This is a genomic window from Pseudomonas sp. BIGb0164 (assembly GCF_024810135.1).
In the GTDB taxonomy this organism is placed as follows: Bacteria; Pseudomonadota; Gammaproteobacteria; order Pseudomonadales; family Pseudomonadaceae; genus Aquipseudomonas.
Genome location: NZ_JANUEA010000005.1, coordinates 134,286 through 158,296, shown reverse-complemented (window position 1 = coordinate 158,296; position 24,011 = coordinate 134,286). Strand labels below are relative to the sequence as shown.

Annotated in this window: 18 protein-coding genes and 1 other RNA gene; 11 read left to right on the top strand and 8 right to left on the bottom strand. The window is 60.7% G+C overall.

From position 1 onward, the window contains the following. Positions 1 to 124: 124 nt before the first annotated feature. The gene (locus M2394_RS14990; RefSeq protein ID WP_033900540.1) at positions 125 to 469 is read left to right on the top strand and encodes a YggL family protein; all 345 of its coding nucleotides are present in this window, start codon (positions 125 to 127) and stop codon (positions 467 to 469) included. 37 nt (positions 470 to 506) lie between these two features. Here the strand turns inward: M2394_RS14990 and M2394_RS14985 are convergent, their stop codons facing one another. Beyond that, positions 507 to 1,697: a benzoate/H(+) symporter BenE family transporter gene (locus tag M2394_RS14985; protein ID WP_259172996.1), complete on the bottom strand. Its 1,191-nt coding sequence runs from the start codon at positions 1,695 to 1,697 to the stop codon at positions 507 to 509. Between the two features lie 247 nt (positions 1,698 to 1,944). On the opposite strand from M2394_RS14985, the gene M2394_RS14980 reads away from it, so the two are divergent. Continuing rightward, positions 1,945 to 2,709 (top strand): GntR family transcriptional regulator, encoded by a 765-nt coding sequence (locus tag M2394_RS14980; protein ID WP_176996320.1) that lies wholly within the window; start codon positions 1,945 to 1,947, stop codon positions 2,707 to 2,709. 156 nt (positions 2,710 to 2,865) lie between these two features. Here the strand turns inward: M2394_RS14980 and guaD are convergent, their stop codons facing one another. The 4 genes from guaD to xdhA all read right to left on the bottom strand — a co-directional run bounded on the left by guaD (position 2,866) and on the right by xdhA (position 8,978). Then, complete coding sequence (gene guaD / locus M2394_RS14975; RefSeq protein ID WP_259172995.1) at positions 2,866 to 4,170, bottom strand: guanine deaminase; 1,305 nt, start codon at positions 4,168 to 4,170, stop codon at positions 2,866 to 2,868. A gap of 12 nt (positions 4,171 to 4,182) precedes the next feature. Continuing rightward, positions 4,183 to 5,022, bottom strand: coding sequence for a xanthine dehydrogenase accessory protein XdhC (xdhC, locus tag M2394_RS14970; protein WP_259172994.1), 840 nt, complete (start codon positions 5,020 to 5,022; stop codon positions 4,183 to 4,185). A 115-nt stretch (positions 5,023 to 5,137) separates the two neighbouring features. Beyond that, positions 5,138 to 7,537: a xanthine dehydrogenase molybdopterin binding subunit gene (xdhB, locus tag M2394_RS14965; RefSeq protein ID WP_259172993.1), complete on the bottom strand. Its 2,400-nt coding sequence runs from the start codon at positions 7,535 to 7,537 to the stop codon at positions 5,138 to 5,140. Next, positions 7,530 to 8,978 (bottom strand): xanthine dehydrogenase small subunit, encoded by a 1,449-nt coding sequence (xdhA, locus tag M2394_RS14960; protein ID WP_178924571.1) that lies wholly within the window; start codon positions 8,976 to 8,978, stop codon positions 7,530 to 7,532. The genes xdhB and xdhA overlap by 8 nt, the downstream gene beginning before the upstream one ends. A 280-nt stretch (positions 8,979 to 9,258) precedes the next feature. Here xdhA and M2394_RS14955 point away from each other — a divergent pair, with 280 nt between their 5' ends. From M2394_RS14955 to ffs, 6 genes are all read left to right on the top strand, one after another. Then, a complete protein-coding gene (locus M2394_RS14955) occupies positions 9,259 to 9,918 on the top strand; it encodes a GntR family transcriptional regulator (protein WP_176996315.1) in 660 nt (219 codons plus the stop codon). Between the two features lie 2 nt (positions 9,919 to 9,920). Continuing rightward, the gene (gene smc / locus M2394_RS14950) at positions 9,921 to 13,409 is read left to right on the top strand and encodes a chromosome segregation protein SMC (protein WP_259172992.1); all 3,489 of its coding nucleotides are present in this window, start codon (positions 9,921 to 9,923) and stop codon (positions 13,407 to 13,409) included. 259 nt (positions 13,410 to 13,668) lie between these two features. Then, entirely contained in the window at positions 13,669 to 14,535 is an 867-nt protein-coding gene (gene zipA / locus M2394_RS14945; protein WP_178924564.1) for a cell division protein ZipA, read from the top strand. 87 nt (positions 14,536 to 14,622) lie between these two features. Next, a complete protein-coding gene (gene ligA, locus M2394_RS14940; RefSeq protein WP_259172991.1) occupies positions 14,623 to 16,983 on the top strand; it encodes an NAD-dependent DNA ligase LigA in 2,361 nt (786 codons plus the stop codon). A gap of 145 nt (positions 16,984 to 17,128) precedes the next feature. Next, a complete protein-coding gene (locus M2394_RS14935; RefSeq protein ID WP_259172990.1) occupies positions 17,129 to 18,292 on the top strand; it encodes a putative zinc-binding metallopeptidase in 1,164 nt (387 codons plus the stop codon). Between the two features lie 121 nt (positions 18,293 to 18,413). After that, positions 18,414 to 18,510: signal recognition particle sRNA small type (gene ffs, locus M2394_RS14930), an RNA gene on the top strand. Positions 18,511 to 18,619: 109 nt separating this feature from the next. Here ffs and M2394_RS14925 read toward each other — a convergent pair. After that, a complete protein-coding gene (locus tag M2394_RS14925; protein ID WP_259172988.1) occupies positions 18,620 to 19,177 on the bottom strand; it encodes a hypothetical protein in 558 nt (185 codons plus the stop codon). A gap of 521 nt (positions 19,178 to 19,698) precedes the next feature. Between M2394_RS14925 and M2394_RS14920 the strand changes: the two genes are divergently transcribed. From M2394_RS14920 to M2394_RS14910, 3 genes are all read left to right on the top strand, one after another. Next, on the top strand, positions 19,699 to 20,145 hold the full coding sequence (locus M2394_RS14920; RefSeq protein WP_178925882.1) for an NUDIX hydrolase: 447 nt from the start codon (positions 19,699 to 19,701) through the stop codon (positions 20,143 to 20,145). 237 nt (positions 20,146 to 20,382) lie between these two features. Further along, positions 20,383 to 21,429: an N-acetylmuramidase family protein gene (locus M2394_RS14915; protein WP_178925883.1), complete on the top strand. Its 1,047-nt coding sequence runs from the start codon at positions 20,383 to 20,385 to the stop codon at positions 21,427 to 21,429. A 1-nt stretch (position 21,430) separates the two neighbouring features. Then, positions 21,431 to 22,027, top strand: coding sequence for a hypothetical protein (locus tag M2394_RS14910; RefSeq protein WP_178925884.1), 597 nt, complete (start codon positions 21,431 to 21,433; stop codon positions 22,025 to 22,027). 59 nt (positions 22,028 to 22,086) lie between these two features. Here the strand turns inward: M2394_RS14910 and M2394_RS14905 are convergent, their stop codons facing one another. Together M2394_RS14905 and M2394_RS14900 are read right to left on the bottom strand one after the other, a co-directional pair. Beyond that, positions 22,087 to 22,989 (bottom strand): DUF2167 domain-containing protein, encoded by a 903-nt coding sequence (locus M2394_RS14905; protein WP_259172986.1) that lies wholly within the window; start codon positions 22,987 to 22,989, stop codon positions 22,087 to 22,089. A 61-nt stretch (positions 22,990 to 23,050) separates the two neighbouring features. Beyond that, positions 23,051 to 23,914, bottom strand: a complete 864-nt coding sequence (locus M2394_RS14900; protein WP_259172985.1) for a LysR family transcriptional regulator — start codon at positions 23,912 to 23,914, stop codon at positions 23,051 to 23,053. Between the last annotated feature and the right edge of the window lie 97 nt (positions 23,915 to 24,011).

The following is a 24,011-nucleotide window of genomic DNA, read 5'->3' as shown; positions in this document are numbered from 1 at the left end:
CTGAACGATAGCTGGTATTGGGCGTTTTTTTTGCGGGCCAATGGCCGCCTGTCCCAGAGAGTCGGGCAATCGCCGCCTTAAACTGCTAAAGTGCCGCCCGTTATTACTTAAGAGGATTGTTCCAATGGCGACTAACCGTTCCCAGCGTCTGCGCAAAAAACTGTGCGTTGATGAATTTCAAGAGCTGGGTTTCGAACTGAACCTGGACTTCAAAGAAGACCTGAGTGAAGAAGCGACCGACGCTTTCCTCGAAGCATTCATTAAAGAAGCCATGGAAGCCAATGGCCTGGGCTATGTTGGCGGCGATGACTTCGGTCTGGTTTGCCTGCAGAAGCGTGGCTCGGTCAACGAAGAGCAGCGCGTAGCTGTTGAAAGCTGGCTCAAAGGCCGCAGCGAACTGAAAAGCGCTGAAGTCAGCCCGCTGCTGGACGTGTGGTATCCGGAAAAGCCGATCAACGCGGCTAAGTGATACTCAAAAAAACGGCGACCTGAGGGTCGCCGTTTTTTTATGCCTTGCGCCAGTTCAGAATCAGCAGCGTCAACACCCCCGCCACAATCCCCCAGAACGCCGAACCGATGGAAAACAGCGTCAAGCCAGACGCGGTGACCATGAAGGTGATCAGCGCCGCTTCCCGCTCCTTCGGCTCATTCATGGCGATGCTCAAGCCATTGATGATCGAGCCAAACAGCGCCAAGGCTGCAATCGACAGCACCAGCTCCTTGGGCAAGGCGGCGAACAATGCCGCCAAGGTAGCGCCAAACACCCCGGCAATCCCGTAGAACACGCCGCACCACACCGCTGCGGTGTAGCGTTTGTTGCGGTCTTCATGGGCATGGGGGCCGGTGCAGATGGCCGCGCTGATCGCCGCCAGGTTGATGCCGTGGGAACCGAAGGGCGACAGCACCAGGGAAGCCAAGCCGGTGGCTGTGATCAGCGGCGAGGCCGGCACGGTGTAGCCATCAGCGCGCAGCACGGCAACACCGGGCATGTTCTGCGAGGTCATGGCCACCACAAACAGCGGGATGCCGATGCTGATGGTGGCGGCCAGGGAGAAGTGCGGGGTGGTCCACACCGGCGTCGCCACTTCCAGGTGAAAGCCGCTGAAATCCAGCAACCCCATCAGCCCCGACAGTGCGGTGCCGATCACCAATGCGGCCAGTACCGCGTAGCGCGGCGACAGGCGCTTGATCACCAGGTAAGTGAAAAACATCCCCAGCACCAGGCCGGTGCGATGCTGCGCGGCGACGAAGATCTCGCTGCCGATCTTGAACAGGATGCCGGCGAGCAAGGCCGCCGCCAGCGATGCCGGGATACGCTTGACCAGTTTTTCAAAGCTGCCGGTCAGCCCGCAAATCGTCACCAGCACCGCGCAAGTGATGTAGGCACCGATGGCTTCGCCATAACTCACGCCGCCCAGGCTGGTGATCAACAGCGCCGCGCCGGGGGTGGACCAGGCAATGGTGATCGGCGTGCGATAGCGCAGGGACAGGCCGATGCTGCACACTGCCATGCCGATGGAGATCGCCCAGATCCACGAGGAAATCTGCGCCGTGGTCAAGCCAGCCGCCTGGCCGGCCTGGAACATCAGCACCAGGGAGCTGGTGTAGCCGGTCATCATGGCGATGAAACCGGCCACGACGGCGGACGGCGAAGTGTCGGCCAACGGGCGCAACGGCGCTTGGGTGGCGTGTGTCATGGCGAGGTGTTCCTTTTACCTGAGGCTTTTTACCGATGAAGGCGCGGATTCAAGCCTAAACTCAAACGTAACCACTCATTGCAATACAGCCGACACCGCAAACAGCCGTACAGTGTGTTGGCGCAACCGGTTGTGTACAATGTGCCCTGGTTTTAGGTGATACTTGCCAGCGACACGCTGTTGCCGTATTACGATAAAGCTGCCGCATTACCGTCAATTCGCCGCCGTTCTCCAAACCCGAGTGCCCATGAACGAACAGTTGCAACCTCTCAAGAAACAACCGCGAGCTGGCAAGGCCGGTCGCAGCGGAACCCAGGACGATATCGTCTATGCGCATATCTTCGAGGCGATCCTTGAACAACGCCTGGCACCCGGTACCAAATTGAGTGAAGAGGCACTGGGCGAAATCTTTGGCGTCAGCCGCACCATCATTCGCCGTGCGCTGTCGCGCCTGGCCCATGAAGGCGTGGTGCTGCTGCGGCCCAATCGCGGTGCCGTGGTTGCCAGCCCGAGTGTCGAAGAGGCCCGCCAGGTGTTCATGGCGCGGCGTCTGGTGGAGCGCGCGATCACCGAGCTGGCGGTGCAGCACGCCACCGCGGAGCAACTGGCCGAACTGCGCCAGATGGTCAACGACGAGCGCGACAGTTTCTCCCGGGGCGATCGAGGTGCGGGCATTCGTCTTTCCGGCGAATTCCACCTCAAGCTGGCCGAAGCGGCGAAGAACGCGCCGTTGATCAGCTTCCAGCGCAGCCTGGTGTCGCAGACCTCGTTGATCATCGCCCAGTACGAAAGCGGCAACCGCTCGCACTGCTCCTACGATGAACACACCCAGTTGATCGATGCGATCGAAGCGCGGGACGCGGTGCTGGCGGTGGATTTGATGATGCACCACATGGATCACATCGACAGCAAGCTCAACCTCGATGAAGAGAGCGCGTCGGATGATTTGCATGCGGTGTTTTCGCACCTGTTGCAGACCAAGAAGCCAGGGCGCTCCTCGATCAAACTCTGATCCCAATAAAAAATGTGGGGGCCGGCTTGTGTGGGAGCTGGCTTGCCTGCGATGGCATCACCTGGGTCTAACAGAAAGACCGAGGTGTCTGCATCGCAGGCAAGCCAGCTCCCACAAAAGCCCGCTCCCACATTGGGTTTTGTGGTGTACCTGAAATTAGCGCTGGTGTACGAGCTGCCCCGCCGCATACGTCTGCAACACCGTCCGATCATCCCCCAGCGTCATCAGTACAAACAACGTCTCGGCGATGTTGTTCGCCTGTTTCAAGCGATAGCTCAGCAACGGCGTGGCGTTGTAATCCAGCACCAGGAAGTCCGCATCGGTGCCCGGCTGCAGCGTGCCGATCTTGTCTTCCAAGCGCAGCGCACGGGCACCGCCCAGGGTTGCCAGGTACAGCGACTTGAACGGGCTCAACCGCGCGCCCTGCAACTGCATCACCTTGTACGCTTCATTCAAGGTTTGCAGCAGCGAGAAGCTGGTGCCGCCGCCCACGTCGGTGCCCAGGCCTACGTTGAGTTTGTGTTTTTCCGCCATCGGCAGGTTGAACAAGCCACTGCCGAGGAAGAAGTTCGACGTAGGGCAGAACGCAACCGCCGAGCCGGTTTCTGCCAGGCGCGCGCATTCGTCGTCACACAAGTGTACGCCGTGGGCAAACACCGAGCGCTCGCCGAGCAGTTTGTAGTGGTCGTACACATCCAGGTAGCCGTTGCGCTCCGGGAACAGTTCCTTCACCCACTCGACTTCCTGCTTGTTCTCACTGATGTGGGTCTGCATGTACAGGTCCGGGTATTCGCCCAGCAATTGCCCGGCCAGTGCCAGTTGTTCCGGCGTGCTGGTCGGCGCAAAGCGTGGGGTGACCGCGTAGTGCAGGCGGCCCTTACCGTGCCAGCGCTCGATCAGTGCCTTGCTTTCCTGGTAGCCGCTTTCTGCGGTGTCGGTGAGGTAGTCCGGCGCGTTGCGGTCCATCATCACCTTGCCGGCGATCATGCGCAGGTCGAGTTTCTCGGCTGCTTCGAAGAATGCATTCACCGACTGCGGGTGCACGCTGCCAAACACCAGTGCAGTGGTGGTGCCGTTGCGCAGTAGTTCCTTGATGAAGATATCCGCGACTTCTTCGGCATGGGCCTTGTCGGCGAACTGGCTTTCGCACGGGAAGGTGTAGGTGTTGAGCCAATCCAGCAACTGCTCGCCGTAGGCGCCGACCATGCCGGTTTGCGGCAGGTGGATGTGGGTGTCGATCAGGCCGGGGGTGATCAGTGCGTCCTGGTAGTGAGTGACTTCGATGTCGGCGGGCAACGTCGGCAACAAATCACCGGCATGGCCAATGGCGCTGATCTGGCCGTTTTCGATCACCAGCAGGCCGTCTTCAAAGTACTCATAGGAGGCTTCGATCCCCACTTGCGCAGGGTCGGAGATGCTGTGCAGGAGGGCGGCACGGTAGGCTTTGCGAGTCAAAGGCATGGTGATCTCAATTCAAATGGCTTGGCTGCGGCGTGACGCCGGCAGCAGTTTGGCAATGGGTTCGGCGCTGGCGGTGTGCTGGCCGAAATTGGCGTTATAGGTGGCGATGATTTCGCCGGCGATGGAGATAGCGATCTCCACCGGCAGTTTGCCCTTCACCTCGGTGAGGCCCATGGGGCAACGCATGCGCTGCAGCTGCGCGGCGTCAAAGCCGCGATCACGCAGGCGATGTTCGAACTTGACGCGCTTGGTCTTCGAACCGATCAGGCCGAAGTAGGCGAAGTCGTTGCGTTTGAGCAGGGCGGCGGTGAGTTCCAGGTCCAGCGCGTGATTGTGGGTCATCACGATGCAGTAACTGCCCACCGGCAGGTCGGCAATTTCATCGACCGGCTCTTCGCTGACGATTTTACGCACGCCTTGCGGGATATGTTCCGGAAACTCCTTGTCACGGGAATCGATCCAGCGCACCCGGCACGGCAGGCTCGCCAGCAACGGCACCAGTGCGCGCCCCACGTGGCCGGCGCCAAACACGGCGATCTGCGCCTGCACCTGGCCCATGGGTTCGAACAGCAACACGGTCACGCCCCCGCAGCACTGGCCCAGGCTGGCGCCGAGGCTGAAGCGCTCCAGGTGGGTGTTCTGCTGGCCACGCACGAGCATGTCCCGGGCGATCTGCATCGCTTTGTATTCCAGGTGGCCGCCGCCGATGGTGTCGAAGGTTTGCGCGGCGCTGATCACCATTTTGGAACCGGCGTTGCGTGGCGTGGAGCCGAGTTCTTCGATGATGGTCACCAGCACGCAGGGTTCACCGCGGTTCTGCAGGTCGGCGAGGGCGCTGATCCAGTTGTTCATGTTCACCTCAACATCTCTGTTGTCAGTTCTGCCGTCTTCGCGAGCAAGCCCGCTCCCACAGGGGAATGCATTTCAAATGTGGGAGCGGGCTTGCTCGCGAAAGCAGCGCCCCGGTCTAAAGCGAAGCCATCTCGGTTTCAGTTTCCACAGGCGATGCAGCTTTCAACTGCCGCATCTGCTCACACCCCCACAACACCCGCTCCGGCGTCGCCGGCGCATCGATCTTCGGCTGATGGCGATAGTCGCCCAGGCTCGCCACCGCATCCTTGATCGCGCACCACGAGGCAATCCCGAGCATGAACGGCGGCTCGCCCACGGCCTTGGAATGGAACACCGTGTCTTCCGGGTTCTTGCGGTTCTCCACCAGCTTCACCCGCAGGTCCAGGGGCATGTCGGCCACGGCCGGGATCTTGTAGCTGGCCGGGCCGTTGGTCATCAGCTTGCCCTTGTTGTTCCACACCAGCTCTTCCATGGTCAGCCAGCCCATGCCCTGGATGAAGCCGCCTTCCACCTGGCCGATGTCGATGGCCGGGTTCAGCGAGGCGCCCACGTCATGCAGGATGTCGGTGCGCAGCATCTTGTATTCGCCGGTCAGGGTATCGACGATCACTTCGCAGCACGCTGCGCCAAAGGCGAAGTAGTAGAACGGCCGACCCCGTGACTGGCTGCGGTCGTAGTAGATTTTCGGGGTCTTGTAGAAGCCGGTGCTCGACAGCGAGACCTGGGCGAAATACGCCTGCTGGATCAACGCCTCGAACGTCAGGATCTGGTCACGCACCCGCACATGGCCATTGTGGAATTGCACATCCGCTTCGCTCACGTCGTATTTGCGTGCGGCGAACTCCACCAGGCGCTGCTTGATGGTTTCGGCGGCATTCTGTGCGGCCTTGCCGTTCAGGTCGGCACCGCTGGAAGCGGCGGTTGGCGAGGTGTTGGGCACCTTGTCGGTGTTGGTCGCGGTGATCTGCACGCGGTCGATTTCCACCTGGAACACTTCGGCCACCACTTGCGCGACCTTGGTGTTCAAACCCTGGCCCATCTCGGTGCCGCCGTGGTTCAGGTGGATGCTGCCGTCGGTGTAGATGTGAATCAGCGCACCGGCCTGGTTGAGGAAGCTGGCGGTAAACGAAATGCCGAACTTCACCGGGGTCAGCGCCAGGCCTTTTTTCAGGATCGGGCTGTGGGCGTTGTACAGGCGGATCGCTTCGCGGCGCTCGGCGTATTGGCTGCTGGCTTCCAGCTCGGCGGTCATCTCTTCGAGCATGTTGTGCTCGACGGTCTGGTAGTAGTGGGTGACGTTGCGCTCGGTCTTGCCGTAGTAGTTGGCCTTGCGCACCGCCAGCGGGTCCAGCGCCAGGTGGCGGGCGATGGCGTCCATCACCTCTTCGATGGCGACCATGCCTTGCGGGCCGCCGAAGCCGCGATAGGCGGTGTTGGACGCGGTGTTGGTCTTGCAGCGGTGGCCGTTGACCGTGGCGTCGCCCAGGTAATACGAGTTGTCGGAGTGGAACATGGCCCGGTCGACAATCGAGTTGGACAGGTCCGGCGAGCAGCCGCAATTGCCTGCCAGTTCCAGGTTGATCCCGTGCAGGCGACCGTTGTCGTCAAAACCCACGTCGTATTCGATATAGAAGGGGTGGCGCTTGCCGGTCATCAGCATGTCTTCGACGCGCGGCAGGCGCATCTTGGTCGGCTGGCCGGTGAGGCGTGCAACCACCGCACACAGGCACGCGGGGCTGGCGGCCTGGGTTTCCTTGCCGCCAAAACCACCGCCCATGCGGCGCATGTCCACGACGATCTTGTTCATCGACACGTCCAGCACTTCGGCCACCAGCTTCTGCACTTCGGTGGGGTTCTGTGTGGAGCAGTAGACGATCATGCCGCCGTCTTCGGTGGGCATTACCGAGGAGATCTGGGTTTCCAGGTAGAAGTGTTCCTGGCCGCCGATGTGCAGGGTGCCCTGGATACGGTTTTTTGCCGTGGCCAATGCGCCCGCCGAATCGCCGCGCTGGTGGGTGTGGCTGTCGAGCACAAAGTGCTTCTTGCGAAACGCCTCGACCACGTCCAGCACCGGCTCCAGGTCTTCGTATTCGATCACGGCGGCCATCGCCGCTTTGCGTGCGGTTTCCAGGTCGCGGGCCGCCACCGCCAGCACCACCTGGCCAACGAACTGCACGGTGTCGATGGCCAGCAACGGGTCGCCGGGCATCAGCGGGCCGATGTCTTTCAGGCCCGGCACGTCTTCGTGGGTGATGGCAATGCGCACGCCTTCAAAGGCGTAGCAGGGCGCGGTGTCGATGTTGATGATGCGCGCATGGGCGCGGTCGGACATGCGTGCATACAGGTGCAACTGGTTGGGGAATTCCAGGCGGTCATCGATGTACTGCGCTTCACCGGACACATGCTTGGCGGCGCTGTCATGCTTGACGCTGCGGCCCACACCGGAGGTGAGGTCCTGGGCGAACAGCTCGGCCAGTTCAGCCTGGGTTTTAACGACGGCGTGATGGTTAGACATAAGCGGTCACCCGAGTCTCGATGTGTGGCGTTTGCAGCTCGATGAAGTATTTGCGCAGCAGGTTCTGGGCGCTGAGCAGGCGGTATTCCTTGCTGGCGCGGAAGTCCGACAGCGGGGTGAAGTCTTCGGCCAGGGCGGCGCAGGCTTTTTCCACGGTGGCAGCGTTCCAGATCGCGCCGATCAGCACGGTTTCGCAGTGCTTCGCACGTTTGGGGATGGCGGCCATGCCGCCAAAAGCCACGCGGGCATCGCTGATCACACCGTTGTCGAGCTTCAGGTTGAACGCGGCGCAGACGGCGGAAATGTCATCGTCCAGGCGCTTGGAAACCTTGTACGCACGGAACAGCGCGTGGCCCTTGGGCACAATGATCTTCTCGATGAACTCGCTGTCCTGGCGGGCGGTGACGCGGTAGTCGATGAAGTAGTCTTCCAGCGCCAGGGTGCGGCGGGTGTTGCCTTTGCACAGCACGATCTGCGCGCCGAGGGCGATCAGCAGCGGCGGCGAATCGCCGATGGGCGAAGCGTTGCCGATGTTGCCGCCCAGGGTGCCCTGGTTGCGGATCTGCAAAGAGGCGAAGCGGTGCAGCAGGTCGCCGAAGTCCGGGTAGGCGTGGTGCAGCGCGGCGTAGCAGTCGGAGAGGGCGGTGGCGGCGCCGATTTCCAGGCGGTCGTCGAAGTCTTCGATGCGCTTCATCTCGTCGATATTGCCGACGTAGATCATCACCGGCAGCGTGCGGTGGAACTGAGTGACTTCCAGTGCCAGGTCGGTACCGCCCGCCAATAGCCGGGCTTGCGGATAGGCGTCATAGAGGTCAGCCAGGTCGGCGACGGTCAGCGGCACCAGGCAGCGCTTGTCGCCGCTGTTGAGTTCGCCGGTTTGCGTCGGCGCGATGGCTTTGAGCTGGGCGATGGTTTCGGCCTGGCGGCTGTCGAACTGGTCCTGCGGTTTGTTGCAGCACGCCTGTTCGGCGGCGGCCAGGATCGGCCGGTAGCCGGTGCACCGACACAGGTTGCCGGCCAGGGCTTCGTGGGCCTTTTGGCTGTCGGGGGCATCGCTGTTCTTTTGCAGGGCGAACAGCGACATCACAAAACCCGGGGTGCAAAAGCCGCATTGCGAGCCGTGGCACTCGACCATGGCCTGTTGCACGCTGTGCAGTTGGCCCTGGTGCTTGAGGTCTTCGACGCTGATCAGTTGCTTGCCGTGCAGGGATGACACAAAGGTCAGGCACGAATTGAGGCTGCGGTAACGGATCTGCTCGACGCCGTGTGCATCGGTATGCAGCTCGCCGACCACCACGGTGCAGGCACCGCAATCGCCGCTGGCGCAGCCTTCCTTGGTACCGGATTTGCCCAAATGCTCGCGCAGGTAGTTGAGCACCGTCAGGTTGGGGTCCAGGGCGTGCTCGCTACGGAGTTCCCTGTTAAGTAAAAACTGGATCACGGAAGGCCTCGCAGACTCATTATTGTTGTTAACCGCTTTGCGCCGAATCTAGTCATCTCTGACTTTTCGGTCAATGATTTTCTGACCAGAAGGTCAAGAAAATGCAGTCGCAACACTTTCAATTATGGTCCAGTCTTCTGGAACCGGCGTTTTCAGGGGCTTTTGGCTTTTCAGTGCTGCTTATTTCATGCCAAATTCGCCACGGTGGGCGTAGCGCCATCAGCGGGCCAATGCGCTACACTGCCGCGCTTGTACCGATAGAAGATTTTGAAGGGAAAACATGACGTTCAAGGCGCCGGACAGTCTCGCCGAGCAAATTGCTCACCACCTCGCCGAACGTATCATTCGCGGCGATCTCAAGCCTGGGGAGCGGATCCAGGAACAGAAGGTCACGCTGGCACTCAATGTCAGCCGTGGTTCCGTGCGTGAAGCCTTGCTGATCCTCGAGCGCCGCCACCTGATCGCGATCCTGCCGCGCCGTGGCGCCCACGTCACCGAGCTCACCGCGCACAAGGTGCAGAGCCTGTGTACCTTGATGGGCGAGCTGTACATCCTGCTGGGCAACGCCGTGGCCCAAGGCTGGCAGACCCAGGCCGACATGGGCCCGTTCCTGCAGATCCAGCAGCGCCTGGTGGCGAGTTTCGAGCGCCAGGACATCCGCGCGTTCGTTGAAGAAAGCTTCAACGTGATGCGCGCCGCGTACCCCTTCGCCAATAACCCGTACCTGCAGGAAACTGTCGAGAACCTGCAACCGGCGATGAACCGCGCCTATTACCTGGCTCTGGATCAGCGCAAGGCGTCGATGAGCGAGTACCTGACGCTGTTCGAGCAACTGCTCGCCGCCGTGCTCGCCCGTGACCTGGTGCAGATCCGCCAAGTGCTCTCGGCCTACGGCCAGCGCAGTTGCTCGCTGGTCATCGCTGCGTTGGCGGACGCCTAAACGTGCGGCTCAAGTGCATCAAACTGGCGGGGTTCAAATCCTTCGTCGACCCGACCACGGTGAACTTCCCCAGTAACATGGCGGCGGTGGTCGGGCCCAACGGTTGCGGCAAGTCGAATATCATCGACGCCGTCCGCTGGGTGATGGGCGAGAGCTCGGCGAAAAACCTGCGTGGCGAGTCGATGACCGACGTCATCTTCAACGGCTCCACCAGCCGCAAGCCGGTGAGCCAGGCCAGCATCGAACTGGTGTTCGATAACTCCGATGGCACCTTGATCGGCGAATACGCGGCCTACGCGGAAATCTCCATCCGCCGCAAAGTGACCCGCGACAGCCAGAACAGCTACTTCCTCAACGGCACCAAGTGTCGCCGTCGGGACATTACCGATATTTTCCTCGGCACAGGCCTGGGCCCGCGCAGCTACTCAATCATCGAACAGGGCATGATCTCCAAGCTGATCGAAGCCAAGCCCGAAGACCTGCGCAACTTTATCGAGGAAGCGGCCGGCATCTCCAAGTACAAGGAGCGCCGCCGCGAGACCGAAAACCGCATTCGCCGTACCCATGAAAACCTCGCTCGCCTCACCGACCTGCGCGAAGAGCTGGAGCGCCAGTTGGAGCGCCTGCACCGCCAGGCCCAGGCCGCCGAGAAGTATCAGGAATACAAGGGCGAAGAGCGCCAGCTCAAGGCACAACTGTCGGCCCTGCGCTGGCAGGCGCTGAATGATCAGGTGGGCCAGCGCGAAGCAATCATCGGCACCCAGGAAATCAGCTTTGAGGCCCTGGTGGCCGAGCAGCGCAACGCTGACGCCAGCATCGAGCGCCTGCGTGACGGTCACCATGACCTGTCCGAGCGTTTCAATCTGGTGCAGGGCCGCTTTTATTCGGTGGGCGGCGACATTGCCCGCGTCGAGCAAAGCATCCAGCACGGCCAGCAGCGCCTGCGCCAGTTGCAGGATGATTTGAAAGAAGCCGAACGCGCGCGCCTGGAGACCGAATCCCACCTGGGCCATGACCGCACCTTGCTGCTGACCCTCGGCGAAGAGCTGGACATGCTCACCCCCGAGCAGGAAGTCACCAGCGCCGCTGCCGAAGAGGCCGCCGCCGCCCTGGAAGAATCCGAAACCACCATGCACGGCTGGCAGGAGCAGTGGGACACCTTCAACCTGCAATCCGCCGAGCCGCGCCGCCAGGCTGAGGTGCAACAGTCGCGCATCCAGCAACTGGAAACCAGCATGGAGCGCCTGGCCGAGCGCCAGCGCCGCATGCAGGAAGAGCGCGCGTTGCTGTCTGCCGACCCGGAAGACGCGGCGATCATGGAACTGAGCGAGCAGCTGGCCGAAAGCGAAATGACGCTGGAAGAGCTGGAAGCCAGCGAAGAACAACAAGTGGAGCGCCTGGAGCAACTGCGTCAGCAACTGCAACAGGCGACCCAGGCCCAGCAGCAGGCCCAGGGTGATCTGCAGCGCTTGAACGGGCGCCTGGCGTCCCTTGAAGCCTTGCAGCAGGCCGCGCTGGACCCCGGCACCGGCACCGCCGAATGGCTGCGCGACCAGCACCTGGCCGAGCGCCCGCGCCTGGCCGAAGGCTTGAAAGTGGAAGCGGGTTGGGAGCTGGCGGTGGAAACCGTGCTGGGTGCTGACCTGCAAGCGGTGTTGGTGGATGATTTTGGCGGGTTCGACCTGTCGGGTTTTGCCCAGGGTGACTTGCGTTTGCTCAGCCCTGCGGCGGACGGTATGCGAGTACCGGGCAGCTTGCTGGATAAGGTTGAAGCAGCGATTGACCTGTCGCCGTGGCTGGGCCAGGTCAAGCCGGTGGATTCGCTGGAGCAGGCGCTGGCCCAGCGCGGCCAGCTGGGTGCTGGTGAAAGCCTGATCAGCCGCGACGGCTATTGGGTCGGCCGGCACTTCCTGCGGGTGCGTCGCGCCAGTGAAGCAGAGAGCGGCGTGTTGGCCCGGGGCCAGGAGATCGTCAACCTGATCGCCGAGCGTGAAGAGCGCGAAGCCACCCTTGAAGGTCTGGAAACCCAGCTGCAAACCCTGCGCGCCACCCAGCGCCAGCAAGAGACCGGCCGCGAACACCTGCGCCGCCTGTTGCAGGACGAAGCGCGCCAGCAAGGCGAGCTGAAAGCCCAGCTGTCCGCGAGCAAAGCCAAGGTCGAGCAACTGACCCTGCGCCGCACCCGTCTCGACGAGGAAGTCGCCGAGATGGGCGAGCAGCGCGCCCTGGAACACGAACAGATTGGCGAGGCGCGCCTGCATTTGCAGGAAGCCCTCGACAGCATGGCGCTGGACACCGAGCAGCGCGAACTGCTGCTGGCCCAGCGCGACAGCCTGCGCGAGCGCCTTGACCGCGTGCGTCAGGAAGCCCGTCAGCATAAAGATCACGCTCACCAGTTGGCGGTGCGTTTGGGCTCGCTCAAGGCTCAGCACGCGTCCACGGCCCAGGCCCTCGAGCGTTTGGAGATGCAGTCCGAACGCCTCACCGAAAAGCGCGAGCAACTGAGCCTCAACCTGGAGGAGGGCGAAGCGCCGCTGGAAGAGTTGCGCCTCAAGCTCGAAGAGCTGCTCGACAAGCGCATGACCGTCGACGAAGAACTCAAGACCGCGCAGATTGCCTTGGAAGACGCCGACCGCGAACTGCGCGACGCCGAGAAGCGCCGCACCCAGGCCGAGCAGCAATCCCAGCTGATCCGCGGCCAGCTCGAACAGCAGCGCATGGAATGGCAAGCCCTGACCGTGCGCCGCAAGACCCTGCAGGACCAGTTGCTCGAAGACGGCTACGACCTGCACGGCGTGCTCAATACCCTGACCGCCCAGGCCAACGAGAAAGAAGCTGAAGAAGAACTTGAGCGCATTGCTGCACGTATCCAACGCCTCGGCGCGATCAACCTCGCGGCCATCGACGAATACCAGCAGCAGTCCGAGCGTAAACGTTACCTGGACGCCCAGGACGCCGACCTGGTCGAAGCCCTGGACACCCTGGAAAACGTGATCCGCAAGATCGACAAGGAAACCCGTAATCGTTTCAAAGATACCTTTGATCAGATTAATGGCGGTTTACAGGCCTTATTCCCGAAAGTTTTCGGTGGAGGCAGCGCTTACTTGGAACTGACGGGCGAAGATCTACTCGATACAGGGGTAACGATCATGGCGCGGCCTCCGGGCAAGAAGAACAGCACCATCCATTTGTTGTCCGGCGGCGAGAAGGCCCTGACCGCATTGGCCCTGGTATTTGCGATCTTCAAGTTGAACCCGGCGCCGTTCTGCATGCTCGATGAAGTTGACGCCCCGCTGGATGACGCTAACGTTGGACGGTATGCACGCCTGGTTAAGGAGATGTCCCAGACTGTGCAGTTCATCTATATCACCCACAACAAGATCGCCATGGAAATGGCCGATCAACTGATGGGTGTGACGATGCACGAACCGGGCTGTTCGCGCCTGGTGGCGGTGGACGTGGAAGAAGCGATGGCGATGGTGGAGTCCTGAACCACGCTTTGAAAGAGAATTTTCAGCAGGATGTAAGGTGATGGAGCCGGCTGTGAAATATGGCAAATGGACATATTTGTTCAAGGCATTTTGACAGACGGTGTAAAGTTATCTTTGGTCGTGCTAGTTTAATGTCAATTTTTCGTGTGCGTGGGCAAAACGTCAGTCAGAACATAGAGTTGGCGCCACGTTTTAAAGCGGTTTGCACGGTGCTAAACCCCTTATTTTTCAGCATTTTTTATTAGAGGCACGGGATTACATGGAAATCGGTCTGCGCGAGTGGCTGATCGTCATCGGCATTATTGTCATTGCCGGTATTCTTTTTGATGGCTGGCGCCGGATGCGTGGCGGCAAGGGCAAGCTCAAGTTCCGCCTGGACCGAAACCTGTCCAACCTGCCGGACGACGACGGCAGCGCCGAGCTGCTGGGGCCGCCCCGTGTGCTGGATACCCATAAAGAACCGCAACTGGACGAGCACGACCTGCCGTCGATGAGCGCGCCGCTGCGAGAAGCCCGTGAGCCGTCCTCCAAGCGTGGCAAGCGCAACAGTGCGCCGGTCGCCGAGCCGCATCAGGGCGACCTGAACCTCGACGTCGATGAAGGCCCGAGCTTCAGCAGCCGCGACGATGATTTCCCGGACGAGAACATTGGCAAGAGCACCGCGCCGCGCCAGTCGGTGAACGACCAGCCGGCCGCTGAAGAAGTGCTGGTGATCAGCGTGATCTGCCGCGACGCCGCCGGCTTCAAGGGCCCGGCACTGTTGCAGAACATCCTGGAAAGCGGCCTGCGTTTTGGCGAGATGGACATCTTCCACCGTCACGAAAGCATGGCGGGTAACGGCGAGGTGCTGTTCTCCATGGCCAACGCGGTCAAGCCGGGCACGTTCGATCTGGACGACATCGACCTGTTCAGCACCCCGGCCGTGAGCTTCTTCCTCGGTTTGCCAGGCCCGCGTCACCCGAAACAAGCGTTCGACGTGATGGTGGCGGCAGCCCGCAAGCTGTCCCAGGAACTCAATGGCGAACTCAAGGACGATCAACGCAGCGTCCTGACCGCCCAGACCATCGAACACTACCGTCAGCGCATCGTCGAGTTCGAGCGTCGCGCCCTGACACAGAAACGCTGAGGTTCGATCTTAAGCGTTGTCTGTAGAATCCGTGCACTAACATATTGAGCAGCTTCGGCTGCTCTTTTGCTTTATGAGAGAACACCCATGACCGCCGCCCACACCCGCATCCTCGAACTGCGCGCTGAACTGGATCAGCACAACTACCGCTACCACGTCCTCGACGAGCCGAGCATCCCGGACGCCGAGTACGACCGGCTGTTCCACGAGCTCAAGGCCCTGGAGGCCGAGCACCCGGAGCTGGTCACGCGGGATTCGCCGACGCAGCGGGTGGGCAGTGCGGCGCTGTCGGCGTTCACTCAGGTCAAGCATGAGATCCCCATGCTCAGCCTTGGCAACGCATTCGATGAAACCACTATGCTGGAATTCGATCGCCGGGTCACCGAAGGTCTCGACCTGCCGGTGGGCGACCTGTTCGGCGGCGGCGCGGCGGTGGAATACAGCTGCGAACCGAAACTGGACGGCCTGGCGGTCAGCCTGCTGTACCAGGACGGCGAGCTGGTACGCGGCGCCACCCGGGGCGACGGCACCACCGGCGAAGACATCAGCGTCAACGTGCGCACCGTGCGCAATATTCCGTTGAAACTGCACGGCAGCGGCTGGCCGGCGACCCTGGAAGTGCGTGGCGAAGTGTTCATGTCCAAGGCCGGGTTCGAGCGGCTCAATGCTTCGCAACTGGAAGTCGGCGGCAAGACTTTCGCCAATCCGCGCAACGCCGCTGCGGGAAGCCTGCGTCAGCTGGATTCGAAGATCACCGCCAGTCGGCCGCTTGAGTTCTGCTGCTATGGCGTGACCACCGATATCAGCGACACCCACATCGGCAACCTGCAACAGCTGCAGAAGTGGGGCATGCCCATCAGCCACGAGCTGAAGCTGGCCAAGGGCATCCAGGATTGCCTCGAGTACTACCGCGATATCGGCGAGCGGCGTAACAGCCTGCCATACGAGATCGACGGCGTGGTGTTCAAGGTCAACAGCATTGCTTCCCAGCGTGAACTGGGCTTCCGCGCCCGCGAACCGCGTTGGGCCATCGCCCATAAATTCCCGGCCATGGAAGAGCTGACCGAGCTGCTCGACGTGGAATTCCAGGTCGGCCGCACGGGCGCCGTCACCCCGGTGGCGCGTCTCAAGCCGGTCAAGGTCGCGGGTGTCACCGTGTCCAATGCCACCTTGCACAACATGGACGAAGTGGCGCGCCTGGGCGTGATGATTGGCGATACCGTGATCATCCGCCGTGCCGGTGATGTGATCCCGCAAGTCGTCTCCGTGGTGCTTGAGCGCCGTCCGGAAAACGCCCGCGCGGTGCCTATTCCCGAGAGCTGCCCGGTGTGCGGTTCCCATGTTGAGCGCACCCAACTGGTCAAGCGCAGCAAGGGCAAGGAAACCGTCAGCGAAGGCGCGGTGTACCGCTGCGTCGGGCGCCTGGCGTGTGGGGCACAGCTCAAGCAGGCGATCATTCACTTTGTCTCGCGCCGCGCCATGGACATCGACGGCCTGGGCGACAAGACCATCGAGCAATTGGTAGACGAGAAGCTGATTGGCTCGCCGGCTGATCTCTACAAACTCAAGTACGAACAGATCATCGACCTGGAAGGCTTTGCCGATATCTCCAGCAAGAAGCTGATCACGGCCATCGAAAACAGCAAGACGCCGACCCTGGCGCGCTTTATCTACGCCTTGGGTATTCCCGATGTGGGCGAGGAGACCGCCAAGGTGCTGGCGCGCTCCCTGGCGTCTCTGGAGCGCGTGCAGAAGGCCTTGCCGGAAGTGCTGACGTACTTGCCTGACGTGGGCCTGGAAGTGGCGCATGAGATTCACAGCTTCTTTGAAGACAGCCATAACCAGGAAGTGATCGGTGCATTGCTGTCGCCTGAAGAGTGCGGCCTGCAGTTGCAGGATCAGGGCGACTTGAGCGCCGAGTTCGCCGCCAGTACCACCTTGGGCGGGTTGCTCGACAAGCTGCACGTGCCGAGCGTTGGCCCGGGGGCGGCGCAGAAGCTGGCGGACAAATTCGGCAGCCTCGAAGGTGTGATCAAGGCCGATTGGCTCGACATGCGTCAGGCGCTGCCCGAGAAGCAGGCCAAGGCCGTGCGTGACTTCTTCGATAACCCCGACAATGCCAACCGCGCCCTGGCCATCGAACAGCAGCTCCGCGACTTCGGCATGCATTGGCAGAGCGAGAAAAAAGTCGTCGAAGGCTTGCCCGAAGCAGGGCATACCTGGGTGCTCACCGGCTCCCTGGAGCGGATGGGCCGTGACGTGGCCAAGGACAAGCTGGAAAGCCTGGGGGCCAAGGTGGCCGGCTCCGTGTCGGCGAAAACCCACTGCGTGGTCGCCGGGCCGGGTGCGGGCTCCAAGTTGGCCAAGGCCAGCGAGCTGGGCCTGAAGGTGCTGGACGAAGAAGCCTTCGTCGCTTTCCTCGCCAAGCACAACATCACCGTCGACTAACCCTGTAGGAGCCCGGCTTGCCGGCGATAGCGATTTTGAAAACGCCATCGCCGGCAAGCCGGGCTCCTAAAGTGGTATTGCGTTATTTTCGGAACGATCTTCGAAGGGAATTGATCTAGTCTCTGTCTTCCAGGGAGAGATCGCCATGTTCCGTTACTTCGAGCAACTCAGTTCGCGTATCGCTGCACCGTTCGTGGCCGGGTCCTCGCGCAACAGCAAGGTGTGGCAATGCCGGTGCGGCCAGTCGCTGTTCTTTCGCAACAGCCAATGCCTGGCCTGCCAGGCGTTGCTGGGTTATCAGCCGCAACAGAGCCGGCTGGCGTCCTTGCAGCCCGGTCCCGTTGCTGGCACTTGGTTGCAAGACGATAACCTAGACGCCGGTGCCTTTCGCCGTTGCGCCAATCTCGACACACCCGCCGCGTGCAACTGGCTGATTCCTGCCCATAGCACGGCGCCGTTGTGTGTGGCCTGCAGCCTCAATCGCACCATCCCCGACCTGTCGGTCCCGGAAAACCCCGAACGCTGGCGCAAGGTCGAAACCGCCAAGCGCCGGCTGGTGGCGCAGTTGATCAGCCTGGGGTTGCAGGTGGTGCCCAAGAGCATCGATGAAGACAATGGCCTGGCCTTCGACTTCGTCGGCATCGACCTGGAAGGCAATGCGCCGATGACCGGCCATGCCAATGGCCTGATCACCCTGGATATCAAGGAAGCCGACGACGCCCACCGGGAAAAAGTCCGCGTGCAAATGCGCGAACCCTACCGCACCTTGCTCGGGCATTTTCGCCATGAGGTCGGGCATTACTACTGGGATCGCCTGATCGCCAACACCCATTGGATCGAACCGTTTCGCACCCTGTTCGGCGACGAACGCGCCAGCTACGCCGATGCACTGGACCGTCACTACCAAAACGGCCCGCGCCCCGACTGGCAACAAACCTGCGTCAGCGCCTACGCCACCATGCACCCGTGGGAAGACTGGGCCGAGACCTGGGCCCACTACCTGCACATGATGGACGCCGTCGACACCGCTCTGGGCTTCGGCATGAGCGCCCGCGAGATGGACCTGGACTACCAGCCGTTCCCTCTTGCCACCCTCTACGACCCCGAACACCCGGGTGGCGTGGCATTCCTGTCGTTCGTCAACGCCTGGATCGAACTGGCCGGCATGCTCAACGAACTGTCCCGCAGCATGGGCCAGCCGGATTTCTACCCCTTCGTGCTGCCACCGCCGGTGATCGCCAAGTTGCACTTTATCCACCTGGTGATCCAGGAAGAAGGCGGCCGGGCAGACGAGGCGGTTCTTTTGTAGGAGCCGGCCACAAGTGCTTGAACCATCGAATATTTTTAATCCGCCGCGAACGGTTGTAACTTCCGATGAGATCGGTACAATGGCGCGGCTTGCCGAGAGGCAGGCGTCGTTATGGTGACCCCATCGGTCCCCCCGCAACGATTACCCGTGAACCTGGTCAGAGCCGGAAGGCAGCAGCCACAGCGGGAACATTGTGTGCCGGGGTGTGGCTGGTGGGGTTGCCTCCATAACGCTCTTCCGGCAACACCCACCAAATTCCTATTTTTTATCGATGTTTTGTTGGCAATGACTGCCTGCGAATAATTTTTTGCTGCCCGCGAAACGGCATTACTGCCGATACAACGGAAAAGCCTTGAACGTCGGCACCAGCTCCGCGCCCATCTCTTGCGTGCTCTCCACCGGGTTAGCCGGCGTGGGAATATTCCTGGCGAAGTGAAAGATGATGATCTGGCCCGTGACGCTGTCGCGGTAGTACTTGAAGAAGCTGATCTCGGAAAAGTCCCCGTCCTTACGGAGTGACTTGGGGTAAAACAGCATCAGGTACAGGATCCCGGTGCGGTTGTCTGTGGTCAGGATCGCCGGCATGTTCGGGTTTTCCAGCTGGTGAAGCTGGACTGTGCGTTTGCCGAGGTCGAGGGGGTCCTGCCAGCTCAGACCGCGCGAGACGACGGTGAAGTCGAGCATTTCAGTCCAGGCATCGACGCTTTCGTTCTCCGGGAAATATTCCCACAGGCCATCTTTCTGGAATTTCAGCACGAACGTCTTGCCCGCAAACACCACCGATTTGGTTTCGGTGATAGCAGGGCGAGAGAAGTCTGGCGTGGGCGAGGACGCGCAGCCGGACAACAGGGCCAGAACCGCCAAGATCAGGAGGGGAGTTTTCATTTCAATCCTTGAATGTTTTCAGGTGCGTGCGTCTTGCGAGCGTGACAGTAGCGCAGCTTGTGGTTAAACGCTCTGTTTAAATCTAAGGCGGGGTTTTACATATCGGCGGTGGCTGTCAGGTGTGATATCTTTAGGCCACTAGTTGGTGATGTCAGAGTGTTATAAGGAGATAGCATGAAAAAGTTATGGCGCTGGCCGCTCTTGCAACTGCGTTGGTCTTTTCAAGTGGCGTTCAGGCGCGCGGTAGCAGTTTTGGTGGGCATTCATCGTCCCATTCCACTTACTCGTCCTCCAGTCGATCTGACCACACCATCAGCGGATACACCCGGGGTGGCACTTACGTCCGTCCCTCTCACGCGACTAACCCTGATGCGACCCGCAATAACAACTACAGCACCAAGGGAAACGTGAACCCCTATACCGGCAAATTGGGCACTAAGAGTCGCGACAGCAAGTAATGTCTGCTTTAGTTGCACGCCTCACCCTGTGGGGTATGCGGCACACCAAGCAATAGGATTTTTATGTCTTCACCGCGAATTCGCCCTCTGGCCCTTTGTATTTTTCATCATCGCGGAAAAATACTGGTCAACTCGTTCTACGACGTCGTTAAGGAGCAGACTCTTTTCCGTCCTATTGGCGGCGGGATTGAGTTCGGTGAGAGAAGCAGTGATGCGATTATCCGAGAGGTGCAAGAAGAGCTAGGCCTTTCAATCAGTGATGTTCGGTTGATCGGCACTCTGGAAAGCATTTTTCATTACGCGGGCAAGCCCGGACACGAGATAGTCCAGGTGTATGACGCGACGTTTGATGACCCGCAAGTCTACGAAAGGCCTTGGCTGCAAGGTCATGAAAGCGATGGCGCGCCGTTCAGGGCCTTGTGGTGCAATGCTTCGAGCTTCACTGAGACCTCGCCGCTAGTGCCTGAAGGGTTATTCGATTTACTCAAAAAAGCATCGTTGCTGGAGTGATTTTCCGGGCTTCAGCCCCATGCGGATCAATGATGTCCTTGAATTTCGCCCGTTAAAAACACGCTGGGCAAACTCCAAGTGGTGCGAAACTCTCGAACTCTCCACAACTTTTAAACCCTTCGCTGGACAACCCCAAACCACCTTGTTAGTTTCCGCCAGCCACTTGTTTCAGAGTATGACAAGGGCAAAGTTGATATTGAAGTGCTATCACTTCTTTAACTAACAAGGATGTCTGTGATGAAAAGCCTGGAAGGGTTGCCCCGTCTTATCAGTGCCTCGGTAGGCGCTCCCGGCAAGGCCCGTAACTTGCCAGCCGATGTTCAGTGCATCCAGTATCTGTTCAATTTGATCATTCCCAAGCTGGGATTTCCCTTGGCCGAAAACGGCAAGTGCGACGGCCAGTTGGTGCAGTGCATCAGCCAATACCAGTTCCGTCATCTCAAGTACGCCCACCCTGACGGAGTGATTGACCCCACCGGTCGCACCTTCAATAGCCTGATCGAAGAGGCGGTGAAAGTGCCGGTGAAGGCGTTTCCGACGATGCGAATTCCGAGCTTTCTCAACGTGTTCGCCACCCAGCAAGGGGACGCGGTGCAGGCCACGGTCAATGTGTACCTGGACCGCATGCGCGCGATGATCGAGGCCGAGCGGCGCAACCGGCAATTGATGCTGCAGCCCATGTGCGACGGCGGCATGACCCTGAGCGAGGCCGACTTTCAGAACGCCGCCACGCAGTTGGGCAATGGCATCTCGGTGAATATCGTCAAGGCGTTTGCCACCGTGGAGTCCGGTGGGCGTTCGGGGTTTGGCCCGGCCAAGTTGCCGGTGATCGCGTTTGAAGGGCACTTGTTTCGCAAGTACACCAAACATATCTACGACCAGGCGCACCCGCTGTTGTCGTACCCCTACAAGAAAAAGGCCGGGCCGCAGTGGCAGGTCAATAACAAGGATCAGGTCAAGGCCTGGGAAACCATGGCCACCGCGTTTGCCCTGGACCAGGAAGCGGCGTTGAAGTCGGCGTCGTGGGGCATGTTCCAGATCATGGGCTTCAACTATGGCTCGTGCGGTTACAAAACCGTGTTTGAGTTTGCGGCGGCATTAAAAGTGAATGCCGGCAACCAACTAAAGGCATTCCTCGGTTTTTGCAGCAAGAGCCCAGCCTTGATGAAGGCCATGAAGTCCAAGGACTTTACGGGCATGGCCTACAACTATAACGGCGAGGACTACGGCAACTACGACGTCCTGATGAAACAAGCCTACGAAAAACTTGAAGGGAAGAAATAAGATGATCCGTTTTCTGGCGATGGGTGTGTTGTCGTTGTGTGCCGCAGTGCCTGCGTTCGCGGGCAGCGCCCCGTTGCATTCGGGCAAGTACGAAGGGCTGATGCTGGCCGTGACGCCAGACCATCAGGTTGAAGGTTACTACGCCGAAACCCTGGGCGAGGGCGTTACCCGCGGTTGTGCGTTCTACCTGCAAGGCAAGCCTGCAGCACTGACCACTTGGCTCGATCAGGCGTATCCCGGCAAGGTCGCCGCTTCATCCGACGGCGTGACCCTGACCGTGGAGCAGGGCCGCCAGCACCCCGGTTGCATCAATGTGCTGATGCCCGAGATCGCCACCGGCCTGGAGCTGACCCAGACCGCCAACAAGAAATGGATCGGCCTGGTGACGGTGTCTGCCGACAAGGCTTACTTGCTGAAGAACCCTGGCGTCAAAGCCGCCAAGCGCCCGTATATCGTCAAGAACGATGTCGTCGGTGTGCTGGCGTTCAAGGATGGCTGGGCCCAGGTCGAGTTCATCAACGCGGACGACCGTTCGTTCACCGGCTGGATCAGCGGGGATCAATACCGTCGGCTGGCGGCGCCCGTCGCGAAGAACTGAACTCATAAAAAAACGCCGCAGCGTGCCTGGCACATTGCGGCGTTTTTTTGTGCCTGTGATCAGGCTTTGTTGCGGTTGAACAGCTTGCGAACGAAGGCAAGCAATGCCACGACGCCGATCACCAGGAACTTCTTCGCCGCCAGCAAGAAAATGCCGATCTTGGCAAACAACCCGGCTTTGGCCGCGATACCACCAGCGACCAGGGCGGCCAAGCCGTAAGCGGCCAGCTTGTCGGTTTTCGGGTTGAAGTCGGTGTACAGGTTGCCGTCGGTGAAGTTGGTGAAGGCCAGCACTTGAGGCAGTTCCTGCTTGATGGTCGGCAGGTCGGCCATGGCGGCGACGGCGTTGAGTTCCAGGACGCCCTCACGGCCCAGGACGCGGATGCTGTAGTTGAGAGTGTTCTGTTGCGCGTCGTCGGCTTTCAGCTCACGGGCCCAGTACATCTTGTGGGTGGTGTCGTCGTAGCGCGGCGGCTCGGCCCAGCCCAGCAAGTGCAGGCCGGCGTAGCCTTGTTTACGGCGCTCCTTGTTGTCGGCTTCGTCTTCTTCCTGCATCTGCTTGAGCAAGTCGGCGTAGTCGATTTTTGCCGCATCTTCGTCAGAAATGTGCCCGTCATTCTTGTAACTGACGATCACGCCCCAGCCGCGTTCCGACAGCGGGCTGACGGCCTTGGGCACGATCATGCCGAGGGTCTTGAAGCCTGGCGGGTTGCCCCAGCCATCGGTCAGCAAGCGTTCGGTGTCGGACGGGTCGAGGTAGTAGAAGTTGTCGTTGAGCTTGAGGGTGGCAATGCCGCTTGGCAGGGTGATGGTGCCGGTCTTCTGCTTGAGTGACGCAAGAAAGTGCTCGGCCGTTTCGGCAGGGGCACTGGCTTCGACAGGGGCGGGCGGGGTGGCAGCAAAAGCGGGTGCGATAGGCAGGCTCAGGGCGGCCGCCACCATTAGCAGGCGGAAGTAATTCATGGTAGTCCCTTACAATTTGAATTAATTTCGCGGGAGGATACCTGAAACAAGTTGTTACGGGTTAGCCGAAAGTCTCTCGCAACAGCCCAGCAAAGGCATCCCGTGCCAAGTGCCGTTGGGTCTCCTTGTGCCAGAACAGCAGGTTGTCCACGGCCTGGAGTTCTTCGAATCGATAGGACGCCAGTTGGTTGGCCTGTTCGTAGCGCGCCAGGATGCCTTCCGGCGCCAGCGCCACGCCGATCCCTGCACTCACGCAACCAATGATGGTGCCCCAACTGGCATAGCTGGCGATGCTCGGTTTGAAGTCGTGGGGCTTGACCCAATTTTCCAGCGCGGCGCGATAGGGGCAGCCGGGTGGCCATACCAGCAGAGTGCGCTCGGCCAGGTCGGCGGCGCTGTGAATCGGAGCGCTGGATGCGCTGGCGATCAGCACCAGGCGTTCGCTGTAGACCACGCTGTGTTCGAGCTTTGCGCGCTTGCCCCCGGAGGCTACCAGCGCCACGTCGATGCGGTGGTGTTGCAGGTCGTCCAGCAGTTGCGCCCAGGCGCCGGTCACCAGTTCGAGGGTGACGTCGGGGTAGCGCCGGTGATACTCCGCCAGCAGCGGTGGCAAACGGCCGCTGGCGCTGGACTCGACGGCGCCGATGCGCAGGGTGCCACGAGGAATGGCGTTGGCGTCGACGGCACGCTTGGATTCGTCCACCAGCGCCAGGATGCGCTCACAATAATCCAGGAAGATCTCGCCGGCCGCACTGATCGCCAAGCCGCGCCCGGCACGGATAAACAGCGGCGTGCCCAACTCGCTTTCCAGCTGCTTGATGCGCGTGGTGATGTTGGACGGCACGCAGTGCAGTTGCAGGGCGGCCTGGGCCACGCTGCCGGTTTGCGCCACGGCTCGCACCATTTTCAGTTGGGCCAGTTCCATTGCTCAGTTCCAGTGATTTCAGAAGTCAGAAACGGTTAATTGTCCTGCACCTTGCCCGGGCCAAGACTGACGGCATTCCTTCCTGTTGCCGGACGCC